The organism is Paraburkholderia tropica (assembly GCF_014171495.1).
Lineage (GTDB): Bacteria > Pseudomonadota > Gammaproteobacteria > Burkholderiales > Burkholderiaceae > Paraburkholderia > Paraburkholderia tropica.
Genome location: NZ_CP049136.1, coordinates 645918 through 670023, shown reverse-complemented (window position 1 = coordinate 670023; position 24106 = coordinate 645918). Strand labels below are relative to the sequence as shown.

The window sequence follows — 24106 nt, the reverse complement described above, 5'->3', positions numbered from 1 at the left end:
GTTCGTTCTGGAGGCGCGGTCGGGTTCGTTCTATCGATTAGCAATCCTGCTTAAATCGTCTGGAGAGATCGTGTGGCGATGCGCAATGGCGTACGACGTTGCGTCATGCATGCGTCTTCGCAAAACGCGACGGCGCGCGGGATTCGCTGATGGGGCGAACGATAGCGAGAAGCGATGCCCGCAAAAAAGGGTGGGTAAACCATAGAGCCGTGCGCCGCTGCCGGTCTGTAGCGAAGGTCACGACGATGCGCGGCGGCTAGTCGATGCGAAAAAGGGGCGCGCCGCCCCTACGCCACGTGACGCGCGCGACGCCGCGAGCACGCGCGCGAGATCGCGGCGGGCGCGCGGCACGATAAGGAAAGCGGATAGGAAAAGAAAGAACTCGCAAGAAGCTGTGCGGATGAGTGCAATACATACCCACAACGCATACAAGGTCATTTCTATGGGCTTTCGAATGTCATTCAAAGGACTTCGAGTTACATGGCTTCTTCCTTTCTGAATCTCGCTAACTGATTGATAAATCGTGGATTTACAGGCGGCGCGTCATCTCCGTGCGCGCCTTCGTCGCCATGCGTTTTGCCCACTCAGACCATCCGGGTTTTAAAAAGTAAATGAGAAGTATTCGCATCTAATGTAGGATTGAGCCCGCTTTCGACATGTAAAGAACAACGAAAGCCTCGATTTTGACTACGGGGAAGAACGATGCATTTGAAGCAACGCCTGGTGCGGCGCCTGTTGCCTGCGCTGATCGCCGAGATCTGTGCGATGCACGCCGGCCATGCGCTCGCCGCCGATCCACAGGCGGGCGAGCCCGCCGAGCAGCAGAGCGCGACCACGAATGCCAGCACGTCCGCGAACGCCGCCGCGAACGCCGTCGAAAGCGCGAATCCGCAACGCGTGCGCCGCGAAGAGGCGCTCAAGGCCGTTTCCGTGACGGCCACGCGCGGCGGCACGGCGGACCCGAACCGTACGGCGGCGACCGTCTCGGTGATCACCAGCGACGACATCGACGAGAACAACGCGAAAGACGTCAAGGACGCGCTCAAGTACGAGCCGGGCGTGGAAGTGCGCCGCTCGGTCTATCGTCCGGCGGGCATCACCGGGTCGACGGGACGCGCGGGCAATGAAGGCATCAATATTCGCGGGCTCGAAGGCAACCAGGTGCTGCTGCTCGAAGACGGCGTGCCGCTGCCGCAGTCGTATGCGTTCGGCTCGGGTTCGGCGGGCCGCGGCGACTATCTGAATACGGATCTGTATCAGCGTATTGAAGTGCTGCGCGGCCCGACCTCGGCGCTGTACGGCAGCGACGGTCTCACCGGCGCGGTCAATTTCGTGACCAAGGACCCGAGCGATCTGCTCGCGATCTACAACAAGAAGACGTACTTCTCGTTGAAGGCGGGCTACGACTCGACCGACCGCAGCTGGGGCTCGACGGCCACGGCCGCATTCGGCGGCGACGTCGTGCAGGGCATGATCGCGCTCTCGGGCCGCCACGGTCACGAGACCGATAACAAGGGCGATAGCAACACGCTGGGCGCATCGCGATCCACGCCGGACCCGCTCACGTACAACAACCGCAGCGCGCTCGGCAAGCTCGTTTTCAAATTGACGCCGCACGACACGCTCAAATTGACCGCGGAAACGCTTAGTAATGCGAACTCAAGCGACGGGCTTTCGCAACTGGGCGGCGCGTATACGTGGAGCGGCTACACGGCCAACGGTTACGTCACCGGCAACGAGGTGAACAGCAATCGCGTGCAGCTCGATTTCGACCATCGCGACGCGACCAATCCGTACTTCCAGCAACTGCACGCGTCGCTCTATTACCGCAATGCGTCCACGCGCCAGACGCTCGATATTTCCGGCGCGAACGCGAGCGGCGCGACGTCCTCGCGCTCGCGCACCAACGACTACGGCGACAACATTCTCGGCGGCAGCGTGGTGGCGGACAGCGCGTTCAACACCGGCGTGCTGCAACACAAGCTGACCTACGGCTTCGACGCGAGCGTTTCGCACTACAGCACGGCAAGCTCGGCGAGCAGCGAGTGGACGAGCAACGCGGACGGTTATCCCGAGGCGTTCCCGAAGACCACGCAAACCTCGCTGGGCGCGTTCATCCAGGACGAGATCCGCTGGAACAAGCTGAGCGTCGTGCCGGGCGTGCGCTTTGACTATTACGACATGACGCCGCATCCGGACGCGACTTACGAGTCGATGTCCGCGAGTTCGACCAAGCCGACCTCGACCTCGACGGGCAACGCCGTCTCGCCGCGCCTCGCGATTCTCTACGAGGTCTCGCCCGCGTTCGTGCCCTACGTGCAGTACGCGCATGGATTCCGCGCGCCGTCCGCGTATCAGGTCAACAGCTTCTATAACCCGGCGGGTTCGTACGGGCTGTACTACCAGCAGGTCGGCAATCCGAACCTGAAGCCGGAAACGAGCAACTCCGTCGAAGTGGGTCTGCGCGGCAAGCTCGGCGTGGGCCACGGCCAGGTGAACTACAGCGCCGCCGCATTCGCGGGCCGCTACAGCAACTTCATCGACAGCAAGGTGGTGGGCGGCAGCCTCACTTCGGCGACGAATCCGTACACCGTGCAGTACGTGAACTACTCGAAGGCGTCGATCCAGGGCCTCGAAGGCAAGGCCGACTGGTACGTGAACGACGCGCTCGAAGTGACGGGCGGCTTCGCGTGGATTCACGGCACCGAGACCAAGGACGGCGTGACGAGCGGCCTCGACACCGTGCCGCCGCTGGCGGTCGTGCTCGGCGTGAAATACGCGCCCACCGAACGCTGGTTCGCGAGCGCGGACCTCACCTACAACTCGCGCAAGAGCAAGTCGCAGATGTCCTCGTCGTCGTACTTCGCGACGCCGTCGTACACGATTCTCGACCTGCACGCGGGCGTCAACATCACGCGCCACGTGAGCGTGACGGCGGGCATCAACAACGTGTTCGACCGCAAATACTGGATCTGGAACGACGTGCGCGGTCTGGCCGACAGCGACGGCGCGGCGAAGATCGACGCCTACACCGCGCCGGGCCGCAACTTCAACGTGGCGATGAAAATCGACTTTTGATAACCGAACAAGGCAACCGAGATCATGAATCAAGCGACGACGCCCACCGCGTCCCATCCCGCGTCGCTCGCGCTGCTGCGCGACGCCTTCAACGAGCTGCGCACAGCGCGCAAGCTGCGTCACCGCGAGGCCGCGGCGGAACTCGGCGTGAGTGAGGCACAAGCGCTGGCGGCTTTCGTCGGCGAGCACGTCGTGCGTCTCGACGACCGATTCGTCGAGCTGTTCGAAGCGATGCCCACGCTCGGCGAAGTGATGGTGCTGACGCGCAACGAAGCCGCCGTGCACGAGAAAACCGGCCGCTTCGAAAAGATGACGCGCAGCGGTCAGGTCGGGCTCACCGTGGGCCGCGCGATCGATCTGCGGATTTTCTACGGGAAGTGGTCGTCGGCGTTCGCGGTGCGCGAGACCTATGACGACGGCGTGCGCAAGAGTCTGCAATTTTTCGACGCGCAGGGCGTGGCAGTCACGAAGGTGTATCTGCGAGACGCGAGCGATCATGCCGCGTTCGACGCGCTGATCGAGCGCCACACGGCGCAGCCACAAGTCGCGGGGTTGAGCGTCGTGCGCGCGACCGCACGCGCGCCGCAACGCGCCGACGCGCAGATCGACGTGGAAGGCTTTCGCGCCGCTTGGGCCGCGATGCAGGATACGCACGAATTCTTCGATATCCTGAAGAAATTCGGTGTGACGAGAGTGCAGGCCTTGCGTCTTGCCGATCCGCAGTACGCGGAGCCCATCTCGACGGATGCGATCGACGCGCTGTTCGAAAGCGCCGCGCGCACGCGCCTGCCGATCATGGTGTTCGTCGGCAATCACGGGATGATCCAGATTCATACCGGACCGGTGCAGACGATCCGCAGAATGGGGCCGTGGCTCAACGTGCTCGATCCGGATTTCAGCCTGCATCTGCGCACGAATCTCGTCGCCCAGGCGTGGGTCGTGCGCAAGCCCACGACCGACGGCGTCGTGACTTCGGTCGAACTGTTCGACGCCGATGGCGAGAACGTCGCCATGCTGTTCGGCGCGCGCAAGCCCGGCAATCCGGAACTCGCGGACTGGCGCGACGCCGTGCGCGCGCTCGCACGCATTGAGCGCAATGAGCAAGGCGGTGCAGCATGAGCGACGATCGTTTCGATGTGCAACGCCGACGTCTGCTGATCGGTACCGGCGGGCTGCTGCTCGCAGCGGCGGGCGCGATCCAGGGCGTCACGGTGGCGAAGGCCGCCGCGCCCACGGCGCAACGCGTGGTGGTGATCGGCGGCGCGCTTGCGGAGATCGTCTACGCGCTCGGACGCGCCGACGCGCTGGTGGGCAGCGACACGACCTGCACGTATCCGCGCGAGGCGCAGTCGCTGCCGAAGGTGGGTTATCAGCGCGCGCTTTCCGCCGAAGGTCTGCTGTCGCTCGAACCCACGCTGATTCTCGCCTCGGCGGAAGCCGGGCCGCCTTCCGTGCTGCAACGCGTGGCGGGCGCGGGCGTGAAGCTCGTGAGCTTCGAGGAAGGCCACGACGTGGCGTCGGTGCGCGAGAAGATCATCGGCGTCGCGCGCGCGCTCGATGCGGAGAACGCGGGGCAGACCTTGCTTGCGCGTTTTGACCGTGCGTGGACGGCCACCACGACGCGCATCGCCGCGGCGCAGGACGCGTCGAAGCGCGACGCAAAAACGCCGCCGAGCGTGCTGTTCCTGATGAGCCCCACGGGCAACCAGCCGATGGTCGCGGGCCAGCACACGGCCGCCGACGCGATGCTCGCCTACGCGGGCGTGCGCAACGCGATGCAGGGCTTCTCCGGCTATCGCGCGCTCACGCCCGAAGCGCTCGTTGCCGCGCAACCCGACATCGTGCTGACCACCGACGACGCCTTGAAAGCCGCCGGCAGCAAGCGTCATCTGCTCGATTCCGCAGGGTTCTCGCTGACGCCCGCAGGCCGCGCGACGCGCGTGGTCGCGCTCGATGCGCTGTTCCTGCTCGGCTTCGGCCCGCGTTTGCCCGACGCCGTGGATGCGCTCAACCGCAGCCTGGCGCAAGCCTGATCGCCATCGTTTTTTCACTGACTTAAAGCAGCCGTAGCGCGTTACCCGAATCACCCAATCGTCATGTCCAGGCCGACTTTCCAGACGCTCAGCGTCGCGCCGCCCTCCGCGGGCGCGCATCTTCCCGCGAGCGCGCCGCGCTCGCGCACGCCCTACGTGCTCGGCGCGCTCGCGGCGCTGCTCGCACTCGCCGTGCTCGGCGGCGTGTGCATGGGCGCGTATCCCGTTTCGCCGCAAGCCCTCTGGCACGCGTTTATCAGCGCCGACGCGCCGACGAACGCGCAGACCGATCGCGCCGCGCTCGTGCTGTTCGAACTGCGCTTGCCGCGCGTCGTGCTCGCCTTGCTCGTCGGCGCGGGTTTCGGTGCGACGGGCAGCGCGTTGCAGGCGCTGCTGCGCAACCCGCTGGCCGATCCGGGCCTGATCGGCGTATCGAGCGGCGCGGCGCTCGGCGCGTCGCTGCTGATCGTGTTCGGCGCGGTGCTGATGCCGCATCTCGCCGCGCATCTTGCGCTGCCGCCCGTCATGGCCGAGCTGTTCGGCGCGGATCGCCTCACGGCGTGCGCCGCGTTCGCGGGCGCGCTCGTCGTGACGCTCGCCGTGTACCGGCTCGCCACCTCGAACGGACGCATCGTGCTGCCGATCCTGCTGCTCGCGGGCGTGGCCGCCAATGCGCTCGCGGGTGCGGTGATCGGCACGCTCTCCTATCTCGCGACCGACGCGCAACTGCGTTCGCTGACCTTCTGGAGTCTCGGCAGTCTCGCCGATGCGAAGTGGTCAACGCTCGCGACCATCGCGCCCTTCGTGCTCGCGGGCATGGCGATGATCGCCGCGCACACGCGCTCGCTCAACGCGATGCAGCTCGGCGAACTGGAAGCGCATTACCTCGGCGTGCCCGTGCGCCGCGTGAAGCACACGATCCTGCTCGCGAGCGCGCTCGCGGTGGGCGCGCTCGTGTCGACGACGGGGCAGATCGGGTTCATCGGCCTCGTTGCGCCGCATTGCGTGCGCCTCGCATGCGGACCCGATCAGCGCGTGGTGCTGCCGGGCTCGATGCTGCTCGGCGCGCTGCTCACGGTGACCGCCGATCTCGCGGCGCGCACGCTGGTCGCGCCCGCCGAGATTCCGCTCGGCGTGTTGACGGCCTTGCTCGGCGCCCCGTTTTTCATCTTGCTGATCGTGCGCAGCCGCCGTCAGTTCGGCGCGTGAGGGACGCGATGCTTTCGATTCAGAACCTGCATATCGGCTATCGCGGCAAGGGCGGTCAGCCCTTGTTCGAAGATTTTTCGCTGACGGTCGCGCCGGGCGAGTTCGTGGTGGTGCTCGGGCAGAACGGCGTCGGCAAGAGCACCTTGCTCAAGGCGCTCGCGGGCGACTTCACGCTGCACGGTTTCCCCGATTCGCACAGCCGCGCGACGCTCACGCTCAATGGCGAGGACGTGCGCCGCATCGGGCCGCGCCGCCTCGCGCAACTGCGCGCCGTGCTCGCGCAGAGCGTGCCGAACACCTATCCCGTGCCGGTCAGCGACGTGGTGCAGCTCGGCCGTTATCCGCATCTCGACGGCCCGGCGCTGCCGTATTCGCCCGAGGTGCTCGCCTACGACATGCTCGCGCTCGCGGGCGTCGCGCCGCTCGCGCAGCGCAACGTCACGACGCTGTCGGGCGGCGAATTTGCGCGCGTGCAATTCGCGCGTGCGCTCGCACAGTTGTGGACGCTCGACAGCCACTGGATGCCGCCGCGTTATCTGCTGATGGACGAGCCAACCGCGGCGCTCGATCTCGTGCAGCAGCACCGACTGTTCGCGACGGCGCGCCGTCTCACGCGCGAATGGAATATTGGCGCGCTCGCGATTGCGCATGACTGCAATCTCGCGGCGCGTCATGCCGACCGCCTCGTATTGCTCGCCGATGGACGCGCCATCGCCGACGGCCCGCCGCGCGACGTCATGCGCACCGATCTGCTCGAACGTTGTTACGGTGCGCCGATGCAGGTGTTCGGCACGTTCGACGGCTCGGTGGCGGGGATTTTTCCGGCGTAACGGCGTTATGGGCCGTCTTTCGCGCGGCGATCCCGCCGCTATGCGAAGAAGCGCATGAGTTCCGCGGCGACCGCGACGGGCTGTTCCTCGGGCAGAAAGTGGCCGCATTGCGCGATCATCACGCCTTCCACGGATTCGGCGTACGGGCGCAGCGGCGCGGCCATATCGGCGATCGAACCGTGATCGGCGCTGAGCGCGAGCACGGGCATGCCGAGCTTGCCGCGTGCGCTCAATGCACGGTTCTGCCGCGCCGATTCGGCGGCGGCGCGATAGTAGGCGAGCCCGGCGCGCAAGCCGCCATCTTTCTTGAAGACGCGTTCGTACTCGTCGAGATCGGTGTCGAGGAAGGTTTGCGGATTCGCGGTTTTGCGGCGCAAGAACCAGTCGAGATACGCGCGCTCTTTCCCTTCGATCAGCACTTCGGGCAGGTCTGCCACCGCATGAAATGCGAAATGCCACGTGCGCCACGCACGCTCGGGCGCGAGCGGCAGGGCGTCGGGCAGCGTGATGCCGGGAATGCCCGCATCGAACAGTGCGAGCCGTTTCACTTCGTCGCCGAACAGCGCGGCATACGGATACGCGACCCACGCGCCCACGTCGTGTGCCGCGAGGTCATAGCGCGATACGCCGAGCTTGCCGAGCAACGCGTGCAGCACGGTCGCCAGCGACTGCGTGTCGTAAACGTCGAGCGGGCGATCCGAATCGCCCTGACCGGGCAGATCCGGCGCGATGATGCGATAACGCTCGCCGAGGATCGGCATGACCTTGCGCCACGCGTACCAGCTTTCGGGGAAACCGGCGAGCAGAACCAGCACGTCGCCGTCCGACTTGCCGCCTGTTACGTAGTGAAGACGAATGCCGTCGACAGTCGCGTAACGATGCTCGAAGCCGACGAGCACGGCATCCGGCGATGAAGCGGGACCGGGGTCCACGATGCGCGGCGCGCCGGCGGGCGAGGGTGTAGTCATGATGGCGAGTTTCCCGTTGCGATAATGAAATGAATGGCGATGATCGTCATCGTCTATATTGGAAATAATCGTTTCCTAATTGGCGAAAAAATTTTCAGGTCAGCAGGCGCAGCGCTTCGTCGGCGGCAGAATGCATGTCGTGCGCCGAACGCCCCGATTTGCCGAGCAGACGAAAACCCTGTAAAAGCGCGAGCAGCGTGCGCGCCATGGCCGCGACGTGCAGTTCGCAGCTGATCGAACCGTCTTCCTGCCCTTGTTGCAGGAGACGGCGCAGCATCGCTTCAGTGTGACGAATGGTGGATTCGACGAGCGTGGCCATTTCCTCGTCGAGCGTGGCGAGCGCCGTGGCGCTGGAAATGACGAGGCAGCCGCGCTGTCCTTCGAGGCCATGCGAAGACGCTGCATAGAAGTGCAACACGGCGCGAATCTTTTCGAATCCGCTAGATTGTCGATCCAGCTGCTGGCGCAGATCGGCGTTGCGTGTTTGCACGTAGCGTTCGAAGGCCGCGAGAAACACGCCGCGCTTGTCGCCGAAGGCTTTATACAGGCTGCCCGCAGTCAGGCCGGTGGCGTCGCCGAGGTCGCCCACCGAGGTCGCGTGATAGCCGCGCTCGCGAAAAACCCGCACGGCGCCGTCCAGCACGCTGTCCATATCGAATTCGCGCGGGCGGCCGGGGCTGCGCGCCTGGGCTCTGGAAGACGTTTCGGATGTCATGGCGGGAGTATAGGAAATGTTCGTTTCCAAATCAAGCGAAAACCGTGCGCGACCTTTGTTGCGACTCGATTCCTTGCGTTTTATGGAATGGTGCTTTCGCGATGGCCCTATTAATTCGCGACGCGACACCCGCGACAATCGGCGCGATGCACGAGCGCTCGTGCATCTCCAATTACAACGAGTTCCCCGGTGCGCCGCGCGGCGGTGTCATGCGGCGTCCGAACGCAAACAGACCAGCACACGATGAACAAGAAAATCCTGATCGCCTGTCTCGGCGGCCTCAGCGCAGGCGCAGCCCACGCGCAGAGTAGCGTCACGCTCTACGGTCTCGTCGATACTTCGATATCCTACGTAAGCAATCAGCGCACCAATGGCGCGAATTCGCCGGGCAGCGGTGGCGTGCAGATGAATAGCGGCAATCTCAGTGCGTCGCGCTGGGGCCTGCGCGGCGCGGAAGATCTCGGCGGCGGCATGTCGGCGATCTTCATGCTGGAAGGCGGCTTCTCGTCGGTCAACGGCAAGACCAGCAACGGCGGCAAACTGTTCGGCCGTCAATCGTATGTGGGCTTGCGCGCCAATGGTTACGGCACGTTCACGATGGGTCGCCAGTACGACTTCATCCTGACTTTCGTGACGCCGCTGGGCGCGGCGGGTTCGGGCTGGGGCGGCAATCTGGCGATGCACCCGTACGACAACGACGATTCGATCCAGAACATCCGCATCAACAACGCGGTGCGCTACACGAGCGAGACCTATCGCGGTTTCACGGCCGGCGCGATGTACGGCTTCTCGAACACGGCGGGCAGCTTCGGCAATAACGCGGCGTACAGCGCGGGTCTGTCGTATGCGAACGGGCCGTTCAAGGCGGGCGCGGCAATCCTCAAGATCAATCGCGACGGCAACGTGGCGAACGCCGATGGCGCAGTCAGCAGCACCGATGGCTCGGCCACGATCACGGGCGGCGACGAGCTGATCTGGGCGCTGGGCGCGCGCTACGCATTCGGTCCGCACTCGGTGGGCGTGAGCTGGACGCACTCGGCCACCGACGACGTCACGGGCGTGTGGCAAGGCGGCTCGACCACGGCGCTCAAGGGCAATACGCTGATTTTCGATAACTTCTCGATCGACGGCCGCTACGCGGTCACGCCTTCGCTGTACCTGTCGGCGGCTTATACGTACACGCAGGCGCGTTTCGATGCGGGTTCGCGTTCGGCGCGTCCGAAGTGGAATCAGGTGGTGGCGCAGATCGACAAGGTCATCACGCCGCGCACCGATGTCTATCTGGAAGGCGTGTTCCAGAGCGTGAGCGGCGGTCGCGGCAATGCGGCGTTCGATGCGTCGGTCTATACGCTCACGCCGTCGTCGAACAGCAATCAGGTGGTCGTGGCGGCGGGCTTGCGTCACCGCTTCTAAGGTGGGCTTTTAAGTGTGATTCGCGCGGTGCGACACGCCGCGCGAATCCACTCGCTCACATACTCACTCACGCGCGCGCGCCTTCGCTCTCGTCGAGATCGACCTGACGACGCGCCGCGCGCGGCAGACGCATCGTGAACGCGGTGCCGTCCTGCTCGTTCGAGACCACGTTGACGTCGCCGCCATGCGTGCGCGCGATCAGGCGCACGATGTGCAGCCCGAGACCGAGTCCCGAACCCTGATGCCCCGCGCGCGTCGCCGTGCTGAACGCGCAGAACAGCAGCGGCACGACGTCGGCGGGAATCGCGCCGCGATTGTGCACGCTCACGAGCACTTCATGCGGCGACGCGCCGTCCACGCGCACGTGCACCGGCATGCCCGGCTCGCCATGCGTGAGCGCATTGCTGACGAGATTCGACACGGCCTGCGCCACCAGATCCGCATCCCACTGACCGCCGAGATCGCCGTGCGGCGCATAGGCGAGCCGTCCGTTTGCGGCGTGCGGGGAAAACTCTTCGATCACGGCCTGGCAGAGCGCGTCGAGCTGCACGTCGGTGCGCCGTAACGGCAGCCGTCCGCCTTGCAGCCGCGCCAGATTGAGCAGTTGCTCGACCATGCGCGACATGCGCCGTCCGCAATGCTCGATGCGCTTGCCCACCGACACGATCTTCTCGTCGCTCGACGCGCGCATCAGATATTCCGCCGAACTCATCACCGCCGACAACGGCGTGCGCAGATCGTGGCTCAGCACGGCCATCAGCATTTCGTTGGCTTCGAGCATCTGGCGCGTGGCCGCGAGCTGATCGGCGAGCTGGCGCTTCTGCAGTTCGATCTGCACGAAGATGCCGACTTTTGACTGCACGATGCGCGGCTCGATCGGCTTGTAGAGAAAGTCCACCGCGCCCGCTTCGTAGCCCTGAAACGTGCGGATCGCGTCCTGCGACGTGGCGGTGAGGAAGATGATCGGCACGTGCGAAGTGCGCGGGCTGCCGCGGATCAGCGAGGCCAGTTCGAAGCCGCTCATGCCCGGCATGTTGACGTCGAGAATCGCCACCGCGACGTCGTGTTCGAGCAGCAGTTCGAGCGCCTCCACACCCGAGCGGGCGACGAGCAGATGCACTTCGGGACGCGCGAGCAGGGCCGCGAGCGCCGTGAGATTGTGCTCGATGTCGTCGACGATCAGAACATTTACGGTAGGCAGGGACATGCGATTCATCCGGGTGAAGCGGGTAACAGCCTCGGCCACGCGGCAAGGCGCGCGCCGAGGGCGGTGGGTGTCAGCGTTTCGTTGACCGCGCCGGCGGCGATGGCCGCCTCCGGCATTTGCGGCGCGTAGGCGGTGTCGGGCGCCTGCGCCCAGGTCGTGCCGCCCGCCGCGCGGATCGCGGCGAGGCCGCGCGCGCCGTCGTCGTTCGCGCCCGAGAGCAGCACGCCGAGCAGCCGCGCGCCGTAGACCGCGGCGGCGGATTCCATCAACACGTCGATCGAGGGGCGTGAAAAACGCACCGGGCCTTCGATCGACAGCGCGACGCTCGCGTCGCTGTCCACGAGCATATGGTAGTCGGGCGGCGCGATATAGACGCGCCCGCCCTGGATCGGTTCGCCCGCGTCGGGCTCGCTCACGGGCAGCGCGCAGCGAACGCCGAGCGCCTGGACCAGAAAGCTCGGCGAGGCGGGCGGCAGATGCAGCACGATCAGCACGGCCGCGCCGAAACGCGCAGGCAGCATCGGCAGCAACTGGCCGAGCACGTCTACGCCGCCCGCCGATGCGCCGATGACCACGGCGTCGAATTTCGCATCGGAAGATGCGGGGGGCGATGCGTGGGTCGATGCAGCGCTCGATGCCTGCGCCGTTTGCCCCGAGCGCGTTTTGCCGCCGCGCGTGGCGCGCAGCGCCGCGCTGGCGGCGGCGAGCAGGGCGGATTTAGCGCGTGAGCCTGGCATGGTGGGTGATCCGCTCAACGCTTCTGGTAAATGCGCTCGGCGGCGCGGAATTCCTCGAACGCTTCGTGACGCTTCGAGAAACGCAGATTTTCCTTGCTGCCGAGACCGAGAAAACCACGCCGCACGAGCGCGCGTTCGAACAGGCCGATGGCGCGATCCTGCAACGGGCGATCGAAATAGATCAGCACATTGCGGCACGACACCAGATGCGCTTCGAGAAACACTTCGTCGGTCGCGAGGCTGTGATCGGCGAACACCACGCGTTCCTTGAGCGCGCTCGACAGACGCGCGCTGCCGTAGGCCGCGTGATAGTAGTCGGAGAGCGTGCGTTTGCCGCCCGCCGCGAGATAGTTCTGGCTGAAGCCTGCGAAGCGGTCCACCGGATAGATCGCGGCTTCGGCGCGTTCGAGCGCTTCGGGGCTGATGTCGGTGGCATAGAACAGCGTGCGCTCGGCGAGCCCTTCTTCCTCGAACAGAATTTTCAGCGACCACAATTCCTCGCCCGAGCTGCAGCCCGCGACCCAGACCTTGAGCGACGGATAGGTTTGCAGCACCGGCAGCACATGCTGGCGCAGCGCCAGAAAATACTCAGGATCGCGAAACATGTCGCTGACCTGGATCGTCATGTAGCCGAACAGGCGCGAGAAGTCGTCGGCGCTGCGCAGCACGCGATCCTGCAACTGGCTCAGCGACGCCACGCCGAAATCCTGGCGCGCCTGTTCGAGCCGGCGCCGCAGCGACGGCAGCGAATAGTGCCGGAAATCGTGCTGATAGCGCAGATAGATCGCTTCGAGCAGCAGGCGCAATTCGATGTCGAATACGCTGGTCTGCCGGGCGCCGCTGGTCGTGGTGTCGGTCATGGGCTATTTGCGCAACCAGACGCGGCACAGCGACACGAGCTTGTCCACGTCGATGGGTTTGGAAACGTAGTCGTCGGCGCCCGCTTCGAGGCAGCGCATGCGGTCGTCGGCCATTGCCTTCGCGGTGAGCGCGATCACGGGCAGGCGCGCGAGACGCGGATTCGCGCGCAGCGCGCGCATGGCGGCGAGGCCGTCCATCTCGGGCATCATCACGTCCATCAGCACGAGATCGACATCGTCCTTGCCGTCGAGCAGGTCGAGCGCCTCGCGGCCGTTGCGCGCGATCAGCAGCTTCGCGCCGAGCGGTTCGATCACGTGCGAGAGCGCGAAGATGTTGCGCACGTCGTCTTCGGCGAGCAGGATGGTCTTGCCTTCGAAGGTGTCGTCGCGCTGGCGCACGGCGCGCAGCATGCGCTGCTGTTCCGGCGCGAGCGACGACTCCACGCTATGCAGGAACAGCGTCACTTCGTCGAGCAGCCGCTCGGGCGAGCGCGCGCCCTTGATGATGATCGACTTCGAATAGCGGCGCAGGCGCTGCTCGTCGTCGTCGGAGAGCATGCGGCCCGTGTAGACGATCACCGGCAGCGGCGCGACGCCCGCTTCGCCCGCGAGCGTTTCCAGCAGGTCGTAGCCGGTGCCGTCGGGCAGCGTGAGGTCGGTGACGATGCAGTCGAACGCGCCTTGCGCGATCTGCGCGTGCGCGTCGGCAAGTGTGCCCACGGCCACGATCTCCACGCCGTCGCCGACCAGCAGCGCGCGAATGCTTTCGCGCATCGCGTGGTCGTCCTCGATCACCAGCACGCGCTTCACGCGTTGTTCGAGCCGCGACTCCAGCCGGCGAATCGCCGCTTCGAGCGTGCTGCGCGCGGTGGGCTTGAGCGTGTAGCCGATCGCGCCCAGATGCAGCGCCTTGTCGGCGTGGTCGGTGGCCGAGACGATGTGCACGGGAATATGGCGCGTGCCCGGATCGCTCTTGAGCCATTCGAGCACCGAAAGACCCGAGCGGTCGGGCAGGCCCACGTCGAGCAGCACGGCCACGGGAGCCTGATCCTTGACCATCGCGAAGCCGGTGGCCGCGTCGGCGGCGTGCAGGAAATCGAATTGCAGTTCGTGCACGAGGTCGCGCAGGATTTCCGCGAAGGGCAGGTCGTCTTCGATCACGAGGATCGCGCGGCTGCCGTGCGTGCGCTGGTCGCGGTCGTCGTCGATCGGTTGCGCGCCTTCGCCGTGGGACGGCGCCGATGTCGGCGGCGTGGCGGCGCGTGCGTGGACAGGCGCGTGTGCGGGGGCGGTTGTGGTGTAGGTGTCCGCGGTGGTGAGCACGGCGCTGTCGCGGCGCGCCTGCGCGCCCGCTTGCGCCGCCGAGGCGCTCGCGTTGGCCAGCGCCTGCACGGCTTGCGCTTCGCTGTCGACGGCGGCAGTGCTGTCGAGCGGCAGCCACAGCGTGAAGACGCTGCCCACGCCGGGCTCGCTCGCCACGGCGATGCGCCCGCCGAGCAGACGCGCCAGTTCGCGCGAGATCGACAGGCCCAGACCGCTGCCGCCATATTGACGGCTCGTCGAACCATCGGCTTGCTGGAACGCCTCGAAGATCATGTCGAGCTTGTCTTCGGCGATACCGATGCCGGTGTCGCGCACGTCGATGCGCACGGAGCCCGCATCGACCGGCGACACCGTCAGCGAGACTTCGCCTTGCGAGGTGAATTTCAGCGCGTTCGACAGCAGGTTGCGCAGGATTTGCAGCACGCGCTGGCCGTCGGTCGTAAATTGATCGGCGACGCCAGGCAGACGGTCGATCGAGAGCGCGACGTGCTTTTCGCGCGCGAGCGGCGTGAATGTTTCGCGCAGCGACGAAAGCAGGCTTTCGAGCGGCACGGTTTCGAGCATGAGCTGAATCTGCCCGGCTTCGACTTTCGACAGATCGAGAATGTCGTTGATGAGCGAGAGCAGGTCGGTATTCGATGCGTGAATCGTGGCCGCATAACGCACCTGTTCCTCGCTCAGATTGCCGCTGCGATTCTGTTGCAGCAGCTTCGCGAGGATCAGCGAGCTGTTGAGCGGCGTGCGCAATTCGTGCGACATGTTGGCGAGGAATTCCGACTTGTAGCGGCTCGCTTGCGCGAGGCGGTCGGCGTTGCGCTTGAGGTCGCCCTGCGCGCGTTCGAGTTCGCTCTTTTGCGTTTCGAGCCGGCGCGCGTATTCCTCGAGTTGCACGTTGGTCTGTTCGAGTTCGACCTGCTGCGCTTCGAGCCGCGTTTGCGAATCCATCAGCGCGCGGCCGCGTTCTTCGAGCCCTTCGTTCGCGACGCGCAGTTCTTCCTGCTGCACCTGCAATTCGTGATTCAGTTGCTGCGACTGCGAATACGACTCCTGCAGGCGCTCGCGCGACACCGCGCCTTCCACGAGGTCGCCCATCGTGCTGCTCACGCGCGAGAGAAACTCGTTGTCGCGCGGCAGCAGCGCGCGCATGAAGCCGAGTTCGACCACGCCGTTGATGCGGCCCGAGGCGTCGATCGGCGCGATCAGCAGCGAGGCGGGCGTGGTCGAGCCGAGTCCCGATTCGACCTTCAGATAACCGGCCGGCGCGTCTTTCAGTTCGATCACGCGGCGCGACGCGGCGGCCTGGCCGACGAGCGTCTGCCCGTCCTGCAGCAGCGGCACGTTGTACGCGCTTTCGTCGCCGAAACCGAAGGTGGCCACGCGGCGCAGCGCGCCTTCGCGGGTGTCGCGCACATAGAGCGTCGCGACGCTCGCGCTCAGATAACCGGCGAGGCAATCGAGCATCGCGCCGCCCACTTCGGCGAGCGCTTCCTTGCCCATGCCGCTCTCGGCCAGCAGACGCTGGCCAGAACGCAGCCAGACCTGTTCCGCGAGCGCCTGGGACTGCTCGGCCTGACCGCGCAGTGCGTCGTCGTAAGTCGAGGACAGCGAGGTCATTTCGCGTCGCCCGAGCCAGGCGAGCAGGCCGTTGACGAGCAGCGTGAGCGCCAGAAAGACGGCGACCGTCACGACGGTTAGCTGGCGCGCCGCCGCGGTGCGCTCCTGGCGCAGACGCAGTTCCTCGGTGAGGAAGTCGCTGAATTCGCGGCGGATGGCGTCGGCGCTGGCGTTGCCGCGTTCGTTTTCGACCGTGGCGAGCACGCTGTCGTGGTTGCGGCGCAGACGGATGGCCTCGGCCGTGGACGCGTCCCATTGCGCGGCGATGGCGCGCACGCGGGCGAGCCGCTCGATTTGCGGCGGGTTGTCGATGACGAGCCCGTTCAGCGTCTGCAACTGCGCGGCGAAACGCGGTTTGCCGACCTCGTAGGTCGACAGCGAGGGTTCGTCGCCATTGAGCAGAAAGCCGCGCACGCTCGACTCGCGGTCGGCCTGAATGCGCAGCAGTTCGTAGGCGTCGCCGATCACGCGTTCCGAGTGCTCGGCCCAACTCATCGTCGAAACGAGGTAGACGATCAGCGCCACGAAGGCGATGGCGGTCGCCAGCCCCGCCAATAGTGGCAGCGCGACGTTTCTTTGAATGATGCGTCTGAAGCGCAGCGGGTCGATCGCGTTCACGGCTTGCATTTTTTTCCGATTTTTATGGGCGAAGGCACGGTCGTCGGGTATATCGACCGGCTTTTATGGCGAATTCCGCGCGTGGGAACCCCGCCCCATCGTGGATAAAGAGAAAGTCAAATCGATACAACGCAATCATACAAAAAGGATGCGGATTGCGTGAATGTCTCGGGAATCCCGAGCGCATGCGGCTCGCGCGGGAAAGCAATCCGCATGCCCGGCGGTGTCCGGCCGGGACGGCGCGGGTTTTCGCCCGGCGGGACGGATCTGCCAGAGCCGCGTTGTAAAAAATATATTTCATTCTGGCCCTTTCGTAATGCGCGGTGGTGCCGATAACCAGGTGGGGCGGCGTATCGCCAGTCGCCCCGACGACGCACACAACAATTCCAGCAAGCACCCCAGCAAGACGAAGAAAGCGTGGCAACCAGAATGATCGAAGGGGCGGGCGAGCGGGCCGCCATCCAGAAGCAAGCCAATACGGACAATCCGGCAGGCCGGCCGGGCAACACCAGAGCGGCGCGCGTGCTCGCGCTGCTGCGCGCCAACAAGCCGCGCGTGATCGTGCTGATGGTGGTGGCCGGTTGCGTCCTGGGGTTCGCGACATGGCTCGACGCGCAATTGCGGCCCGCCGTGGTCGCGCGCGAGCGCCGCGAGATGGACGCCGAAGAACGGCTCGAAGCCACGATGCCCTGCCACGCCGGGCAAAGCCATACCGAATGGTGCGGTGCGATCGCGCTGCCCGTGCGCGCGCCCGCGCTGCCCGTGCGCGCGCCCGCGCCCGCGCTGCCCCTGGTCGATACCCGGCGCGCGCCGCTAGGCTATTGCACGGCGGGCCCGGCGCCTTCGTGCTGAAGTGCCCGGAAGCGCCGCGACATCCGCCACTACGTCTTCGCTTCGTCGATCAGCTTTTGCGCCGCGGGACCCGGACGGCGGCGTGCTGTCCGGCATCCGCATTTCACCTGGTCAAGTTTCAAATGCGGCTTGCCGTTATCCGGTGTGGCTGTAATGAAAGGAAAGTATTTGAATCGATGAAGCGCCGAGGGCGGCGACCGAATAGATCGCCCTTTCGAAAGTGACTGGCCAGCCTCACAGGCAATTCGTGAATAACGATGGAAGCGCTAATGTACGAGGGCCGCAAGGCCGGAGATCGCGCGTTGCGATATCTGCGTGCATTGCGCGCGCAATCTTTCTTGTTCATCCATCTACGTCTTTCACGGATTTTCTATGCTTATCAAGAATGTCGCTGTGAGCCTTCCGTCACGGGTCGTTTCAAATGAAGAAGTCGTCGATCTGATTCGCTTTCACTCCTCGGGATTCGAAGGCGATGTCGACAGAACGCTGCGGACCATCAAGACGCTGCTGGACCGCAGCGGGCTGGTGAACCGGCGCTGGTGCGGCAAGCACGAGTCGCCGATCGATCATGTGGCGATGGCCACGCGCAAAGCGCTCTCGGAATCGTATCTGCGGCCCGAGCAGATCGAGCTGTTTATTTTCGTCGGCATTGGCCGCGGTTTTCTGGAGCCGGGCAACAGCCACATGATGGCGAGCGCGCTGGGCTTCGTGAATGCGGAATGCTTCGACGTGGTGGATGCCTGCATGAGCTGGACGCGCGCCATGTCGATTGCGGACAGCCTGTTCAAGGCGGGCCAGTATCGCAATGCGATGATCGTCAACGCCGAATTCAACATGCTCGACGGCGGCCCGCTCTATCCCGCCAACTTCGAACTGAAGAACCACGCGCAGGTCGAATATACATTACCATCGTTCACGATAGGCGAAGCCGCCACCGCAACCCTCGTCGTGGCGAAAGAGCCTGATAATTTCCGTTTTGAATTTCGCGGCAAGCCCGAGGTTTCCGACTTGTGCACGATCCCCATTCCCGGCTACGAAGGGTTTTGTCACCCGTCCGAACGGATCGGCAAGAACGGCGACATGCGTTTTACATCGTACGGTCACGATCTGCACAAGAACTCGGACGAACTGATCGACGTGTTCGCGAAACTGGCGGTGCCTCGCAAGGACATCGACATCGTGTTTACGCATGCCTCGTCGAAGGCGGCGTGGCACGGTTACGGCGTGAAGGCCGGCATCGACGACAAGATGTATCACGTCTATCCCGACACGGGTAATCTGGTATCCGCTTCCATTCCCGCGGCGATCTCGCTGGCGAAGGAAAGCGGCGCGCTCAAGCGCGGCGACCGGGCGCTCTGCTGGGTGGGCAGCGCGGGCATGTCATTCAATGTCAGCAGCTTCATCTTCTGAGACTGACTGAGCGCATATCGAGAACAATATGAGAGCCATTGCAGGAGGCATCCGCGTGTTGAAGCAGCGGGTGATTGACGCCTACCACGTGTCCGATTACAGCGTGCTGGCCGTTGGCGTGATTGGTGCGCTCGGTCATCCGTTGTACTGGTTCTGGTGGACGTTCGTCGACCCGCAGCCCAACGAGAATCTGCCGATGCGCGTGGTGGGTTCGATCGCGTGCGTGCTGCTGTTGCTGCGCCGCTTCTGGCCCGCCGGCGCCGCGCGTTTCCTGCCGTGGTATTACTTTGCGACGGTAGCCTACACGCTACCGTTTTTCTTCACCTGGTATCTGCTCAGCGGCCATTATTCGATGCTGTGGTCCATGGCCGAAGTGGGCATGGTGTTTTTCCTGATCGCGATTTTTCCGTCGTTCGTCGCGCTGGCGGCGAATCTGGTCATTGGCGTCGGCGTGGCCATTCTGTGCGCGTGGATCGTCGATCCGCGCCTGCTCGCGGTCGATTCGCACATGCTGCTGTTCGTGTATCTGCCGGTGTTCGCGTTCGGTATTTGCGCGGGTGTCACGTTCAGCCACAGCAACATGAAGGGCATCACCGCGCAGGCGAAAAACGAGGCGCTGCGCGCGCTCGCGGGCACCATCGCGCACGAGATGCGCAATCCGCTGAGCCAGTTGCGCTACGTGCTCGACCGCATGGAAGAAGCGCTGCCCACGATGACCGAAACGCGGCCGTCCGCCGTGTCGTCGTCGAGCGGCGTGGGCTCGCTTTCGCAGCATCTCGAACATGGCCAGCTCGCGATCGATCGCGGTCTGCGCATCATCGCCATGACGCTCGACGAAGTGAGCGCCAAGCCCGTGCGTTCCGACAATCTCACCTACGCGAGCGCGGCGGCCGCCACGCGCAAGGCGCTCGACGAATATGGTTTCAGCGACCGCAAGGAGCGCAGCAAAGTGCGGCTCGTGGTGCTGGAGGACTTCACGTTCAAGGTCGATGAAACGGTTTACCTGTTCACGCTGTTCAACCTGATCCGCAACGCGTTGCATCACATGGCGGCGAATCCGTCGGCCACGCTGACGCTGACCGTCGAACGGCAAAAGGTCATCGTGCACGACACGGGGCCGGGCATCGCGCCCGAGATCATGTCGCATCTGTTCGTGCCGTTCCGCACGCACGGCAACCTGGCCGGCACGGGCCTCGGCCTCGCGTATTGTCAGCGCGCCATGCGCTCGTTCGGCGGCAGCATCGGCTGCCGTTCGGAAGTCGGCAAGTTCACGCAGTTCACGCTGGAATTCCCGGTGGTGTCGGAGGCCGAAGTCGCGACGCATCGTCAGCAGGTGCTCGCGCGCGCCACGCAGTTCTTCGCGCACAAGCACATCCTGCTCGTCGACGACGACGCGGGCCAGCGCGCGCGCGTGAGCCAGGCGCTGTCCGGCGTGAGCGCGCAGGTGAGCGAGGCGGAGAGCGGCGTAAAGGCGCTCGCGCTGCTGCAGGACGCCGCGCCGTTCGACCTGATCCTCATGGACATCAACATGCCGGGCCTCGACGGCTATACCACCACGGAGCGCATTCGCGCCGACCGCGCGCACGCGAACTGGAATGCGTTGATCGTGGGCTATACGTCGGAGCCGCATAGCGTCGCGCGGGTGCTGGCGCAGGGCGCGGGCATGGACGAGACGATCGGTAAATCCATCAGCATGGTCGAGCTGATCAGCGCGCTGCAAACGCTGATGGAGAACGTCGATCGCAGCCGCCGCAACCGGCGCTTCGACGGCTTCGCGGGCAAGACGATTCTCGTCGCCGACGACGACACCTATAGCCGCATGGTCGCGAAGAGTTATCTCGAACGCTGCGGCGCGAGCGTGCTCGAAGCGGAGAACGGGCTGGGCGTGCTGGAGCGGCTCAACCAGGGCCTCGCGATCGACGCGCTGGTGATCGACATGAACATGCCGGGCATGGGCGGCGTGGAAACGGCGGCGACCATCCGCGCGCGCAACGACGCGTACGCGAAGGCGCCCATCGTGGCGTTGACGGGCCAGTCCGATATGGAAGCGTTGCGCGCGTGTCTCGACGCGGGCATGAACGAAGTGATGATCAAGCCGGTGCGCGTGGGCGCGCTCTATGCGTGTCTCGCGCGGCAGTTCGCGCAGACGCCCGCCGCGAGTGCGCACGAACACGCGGAAACGCCGCGCACGCCGGTTGCGCGTGCGCGTCTTGCGTCGAGCAGCGCGGTGGGCCATGCAGCGAGCCGTGCAGCGGATAACGCATCCGGCCGCGCATCGACCCCGGCCACGTCGCCGTCCGTTGCGATCGATACCGAACTGCTCGACGAGGCGCATCTGGAAGAACTGGCGTCGCTCGACATGCTCGATCAGACCTTCCTCAAAGGCATCGCGCAGATCCGCACCTTGATCGGTCAACTGGCCGACAGCGCGCAGGCCGGCGATGTGAAGGCGGCGCATTTCACGCTGCATCTGCTGCTGGGCATCAGCGGGAACATCGGCGCGAAGGCGCTGCACGTGTACGTGCGGCAGATTTATCCGCGTGTGCTCGACGGACAGTGGCCCACGGAAGCCGACTGGCTCGCGCAGGTCACGACACTCGGCAACCGGTCGGCGGATGCGTTGCAGCGCTATTTCGTGGCGTCGGCGTCGGCGAACGGGTATCGCGATGCGTTGAACGACGAGTGACGCTTCGGCCGCGCGAATACAGAGAACGGCGATCGCGACGCGGCAATCAGTGGATTTCGCTGGGCTTGTGCGGGTTGCCGAAACCCATCGTGACGGTGGTGCCCTCGCCCCAGTCGGAGTCGATGCGCAGGCTGCCGCCGAACGAACGCATGATGCGATTGCAGAAGATCATGCCCATGCCGTGACCGCCGTCTTCGGCGTGCGTGGTGACGGGGTCCTGCAGCAGACGCGCCTTGACGTCGGGCGCGATGCCCGTGCCGTTGTCGCGCACGCGAATCTCATGCTCGCTGTTCCTGAGCACTTCGATATGCAGCGCGGGCTCGGTGGCGTTCGTGAGCGCGCGCAACGCGTTCGACAGCAGCGAGGAAAGTACGAGCGCGACGCAATTGGGCATCGCGCGCACGACGAAGTCCTGCTGCACGTCCACGGTGATCCAGTCGCGCTGGGCGGCGGCGAACGGATAGGTGTCGAGCAGCGTGGCGATCAGGCGCGTGGCGCTCACTTCGCGCGTGCCGTCGCGCGAGAGCGAGGGCGATCCGCTGTTCTTGTGCAGCGTGGCCCAGAACGACGAGATCAGCGAGAGGCAATACTGCGTGTTGTTGAGCATCGACGATGCCGCGCTCGCGATGCGGGTTTGCGAGTCGGGGTCGAATTCGCCCGACACGTCGTTTTCGATGGTGCGCGCGAACAGCGCGATGGTCGCCAGCGGCGTGTTCAGTTCATGCGCGAGAAACGCCAGTGTTTCATCCATTGCCAGCAGCCGCTGCTGACGCGTTTCGCGTTCGGTATAGCGCGCCACCGCCTGTTGCAGCACGTCGCGCACCGCCTCCATGCGCAGCGGCTTTTCGAGGATGCGGAACACATTGCCCGTGTTGACCGTGTTCAGCAGCATGTCCTTGTCGGCATACGCCGTCACCAGAATGCGCACGATCTGCGGATATTTCTGCGCGACTTCCTCCAGCAACTGGTCGCCGTCGCGCTCGGGCATGCGGAAGTCGGTCACCAGCACCGCGATCTCCGCGCCATGCTGCGCGAGCACGCTCATGGCTTCCTCCGCGCCGCGCGCGACGTGTACCGGATAGAGTCCATGCATGGCGCGCGCGAAGTGCACGCGCGAAATCTCGTCGTCGTCGACGAAGAGAATGGAGAAGGTGGAGTGGAGGGCGGCGCTGGTCATCGCATTCCCGGCAAATGAATCGGGCGTTGATTCTTGTGGAAATGCGATTGTAGTCGAGCCGGGTGACCCGACGCAGCGCCTTTCATTCGTCTTATGCGTAACGGGTCGCAATTCGAGCCGCGACTCAAAACGTGACGCGACTTGCGCCGGATCCTCGCGTCAGATGAAAAGCGAGACGATGCCGCCGACCGTAATGGCCGCCGCGATCCATCGGCCGGTGCTGTAAGCCTGGTTCGGATCGGGCGCCTGGTCCGGGCGTTCGAGGCCGAACGCGCCGTAGACGAGCGATTTGACGGGCTGCGCGTTCGGCGCGGTGTCGCCGCTGCCGTCCGTGGAGCCGTCGGTTTGTGCGCCGTCCGTGCTGTCGATGCCGGTCTCCGAGCCGTCGGCGCCGTCCGCGCTGGCGTCCGCCGTGGCGCTGTCGCCGCTGTCGTCCACGCTGGTGTCGTTGCCGTCGTCCGCGATGCTGTCGTCGTTGGCCGCCGCGGCATAGCCGCGCGGCGAGATCCGCACGGCGTCGTCCTGCGACGTGACCGCGTCGTCCGTGCTGCCGGTCGACGCGGAGGCCTTCATGTCGGGCGTCGCCTGCGCGGCTTGAGCCGCTTGCGCGGCCGCCGCGTCATCCGCGCCGTCGTTGAACCTCTGCGTCGTGGCGCCCCCGCCGGAAAACGACGTCGTACCCCCGAGTTGCATGGTCGGTTCCTTCTATTTTTTTACACGGCAACCATAATCCCACGTTGTCCGCCTGGTGCGGTCCACGAATAACGCGAAGAAATTCGCGGTATTCCGAGACCCCTTGTCCAGCTTGGCCTGTCACAATGTCGTTTGCATGAAACAGCACTCCTTGAGGCGAATGTGGACGAAGCACTCGCGCAGCGGAACAACGGCAACCCCGACGGGGAGCCCCGTGTGACGCGGCCTTCGCGGCGCATGGTGTTCGAGGCGCTGTACCGCGCGCATTACGTGCGTGCCCATGCACAACAGCCCGACGCGCTCGAACGCGCCCCCAACGACGAATATGCCCAGAGCGGCGCGCAGATTGCCTGGGAAATCTGGCAGGCGGCGCACGAGCATGCGATCGAAGTGGCCGCGCAGTTGTGCGAGAGCCGCCAGGCGCAGCACATTAGTCAGGATGGCAAAGCAGTGTGCCGGCTGTGCGCGAGCGATATTCGCGCGTTGCTGGCGGCGACGGAAAAAGAAGATCTGTAAAGCGGCAAAGCGCGCCGGGGCGCGCTTTTGCGTGGTCCGTTTCGCGAATGCGGCCGGCAGTGCCGGGGCCAGACGCTAGACGGGAATCGACCTGGGCAGGAAGGGGTGGCTGGTCGGCTTGCCCGCTGCGTTGCCCGACGATCCCGCCGCCGCGTTGCGCTTCGGAT

Annotated in this window: 18 protein-coding genes; 10 read left to right on the top strand and 8 right to left on the bottom strand. The window is 65.2% G+C overall.

The genetic code is table 11. The features are described 5' to 3' along the window. Positions 1 to 702: 702 nt before the first annotated feature. From G5S35_RS26510 to G5S35_RS26490, 5 genes are all read left to right on the top strand, one after another. Positions 703 to 3078 carry a TonB-dependent hemoglobin/transferrin/lactoferrin family receptor gene (locus tag G5S35_RS26510; protein WP_183039961.1) on the top strand — a complete coding sequence of 792 codons (2376 nt, stop codon included), beginning with the start codon at positions 703 to 705 and terminating at the stop codon, positions 3076 to 3078. A gap of 24 nt (positions 3079 to 3102) precedes the next feature. Continuing rightward, positions 3103 to 4197 (top strand): hemin-degrading factor, encoded by a 1095-nt coding sequence (locus G5S35_RS26505; protein WP_183039960.1) that lies wholly within the window; start codon positions 3103 to 3105, stop codon positions 4195 to 4197. Beyond that, positions 4194 to 5111 (top strand): heme/hemin ABC transporter substrate-binding protein, encoded by a 918-nt coding sequence (locus G5S35_RS26500; protein ID WP_183039959.1) that lies wholly within the window; start codon positions 4194 to 4196, stop codon positions 5109 to 5111. The genes G5S35_RS26505 and G5S35_RS26500 overlap by 4 nt, the downstream gene beginning before the upstream one ends. 63 nt (positions 5112 to 5174) lie before the next feature. Further along, complete coding sequence (locus G5S35_RS26495; protein ID WP_183039958.1) at positions 5175 to 6320, top strand: FecCD family ABC transporter permease; 1146 nt, start codon at positions 5175 to 5177, stop codon at positions 6318 to 6320. A gap of 8 nt (positions 6321 to 6328) precedes the next feature. Beyond that, the gene (locus tag G5S35_RS26490) at positions 6329 to 7150 is read left to right on the top strand and encodes an ATP-binding cassette domain-containing protein (protein ID WP_065060920.1); all 822 of its coding nucleotides are present in this window, start codon (positions 6329 to 6331) and stop codon (positions 7148 to 7150) included. 38 nt (positions 7151 to 7188) lie between these two features. Here G5S35_RS26490 and G5S35_RS26485 read toward each other — a convergent pair whose 3' ends face one another. Further along, positions 7189 to 8118, bottom strand: a complete 930-nt coding sequence (locus G5S35_RS26485) for an alpha/beta fold hydrolase (RefSeq protein WP_183039957.1) — start codon at positions 8116 to 8118, stop codon at positions 7189 to 7191. A 94-nt stretch (positions 8119 to 8212) separates the two neighbouring features. Beyond that, positions 8213 to 8962 (bottom strand): TetR/AcrR family transcriptional regulator, encoded by a 750-nt coding sequence (locus tag G5S35_RS26480; RefSeq protein ID WP_322004261.1) that lies wholly within the window; start codon positions 8960 to 8962, stop codon positions 8213 to 8215. A gap of 114 nt (positions 8963 to 9076) precedes the next feature. On the opposite strand from G5S35_RS26480, the gene G5S35_RS26475 reads away from it, so the two are divergent. Next, positions 9077 to 10246, top strand: a complete 1170-nt coding sequence (locus G5S35_RS26475; RefSeq protein WP_065060917.1) for a porin — start codon at positions 9077 to 9079, stop codon at positions 10244 to 10246. Between the two features lie 67 nt (positions 10247 to 10313). Here the strand turns inward: G5S35_RS26475 and G5S35_RS26470 are convergent, their stop codons facing one another. From G5S35_RS26470 to G5S35_RS26455, 4 genes are read right to left on the bottom strand one after another with little or no spacing between them, the layout of a single operon-like run. Then, positions 10314 to 11453 (bottom strand): hybrid sensor histidine kinase/response regulator, encoded by a 1140-nt coding sequence (locus tag G5S35_RS26470; RefSeq protein WP_065061034.1) that lies wholly within the window; start codon positions 11451 to 11453, stop codon positions 10314 to 10316. A gap of 5 nt (positions 11454 to 11458) precedes the next feature. After that, positions 11459 to 12190, bottom strand: coding sequence for a chemotaxis protein CheB (locus G5S35_RS26465; protein WP_082991981.1), 732 nt, complete (start codon positions 12188 to 12190; stop codon positions 11459 to 11461). 14 nt (positions 12191 to 12204) lie between these two features. Further along, positions 12205 to 13050, bottom strand: a complete 846-nt coding sequence (locus G5S35_RS26460; RefSeq protein ID WP_065060916.1) for a CheR family methyltransferase — start codon at positions 13048 to 13050, stop codon at positions 12205 to 12207. 3 nt (positions 13051 to 13053) lie between these two features. Beyond that, the gene (locus G5S35_RS26455) at positions 13054 to 16614 is read right to left on the bottom strand and encodes a response regulator (RefSeq protein ID WP_183039956.1); all 3561 of its coding nucleotides are present in this window, start codon (positions 16612 to 16614) and stop codon (positions 13054 to 13056) included. Positions 16615 to 17022: 408 nt separating this feature from the next. Between G5S35_RS26455 and G5S35_RS26450 the strand changes: the two genes are divergently transcribed. The 3 genes from G5S35_RS26450 to G5S35_RS26440 all read left to right on the top strand — a co-directional run bounded on the left by G5S35_RS26450 (position 17023) and on the right by G5S35_RS26440 (position 21553). Further along, entirely contained in the window at positions 17023 to 17457 is a 435-nt protein-coding gene (locus G5S35_RS26450) for a hypothetical protein (RefSeq protein ID WP_183039955.1), read from the top strand. 372 nt (positions 17458 to 17829) lie between these two features. After that, the gene (locus tag G5S35_RS26445; RefSeq protein WP_110327210.1) at positions 17830 to 18867 is read left to right on the top strand and encodes a 3-oxoacyl-[acyl-carrier-protein] synthase III C-terminal domain-containing protein; all 1038 of its coding nucleotides are present in this window, start codon (positions 17830 to 17832) and stop codon (positions 18865 to 18867) included. Between the two features lie 28 nt (positions 18868 to 18895). Continuing rightward, positions 18896 to 21553, top strand: a complete 2658-nt coding sequence (locus G5S35_RS26440; RefSeq protein WP_183039954.1) for an ATP-binding response regulator — start codon at positions 18896 to 18898, stop codon at positions 21551 to 21553. A 46-nt stretch (positions 21554 to 21599) separates the two neighbouring features. Here G5S35_RS26440 and G5S35_RS26435 read toward each other — a convergent pair whose 3' ends face one another. Together G5S35_RS26435 and G5S35_RS26430 are read right to left on the bottom strand one after the other, a co-directional pair. Further along, positions 21600 to 22730: a hybrid sensor histidine kinase/response regulator gene (locus tag G5S35_RS26435; protein ID WP_110327212.1), complete on the bottom strand. Its 1131-nt coding sequence runs from the start codon at positions 22728 to 22730 to the stop codon at positions 21600 to 21602. A 159-nt stretch (positions 22731 to 22889) separates the two neighbouring features. Further along, positions 22890 to 23423, bottom strand: coding sequence for a hypothetical protein (locus tag G5S35_RS26430; RefSeq protein WP_237181727.1), 534 nt, complete (start codon positions 23421 to 23423; stop codon positions 22890 to 22892). 162 nt (positions 23424 to 23585) lie between these two features. On the opposite strand from G5S35_RS26430, the gene G5S35_RS26425 reads away from it, so the two are divergent. Further along, positions 23586 to 23939, top strand: coding sequence for a phiTE_015 family protein (locus G5S35_RS26425; RefSeq protein ID WP_124263106.1), 354 nt, complete (start codon positions 23586 to 23588; stop codon positions 23937 to 23939). The last annotated feature ends 167 nt before the right edge of the window (positions 23940 to 24106 follow it).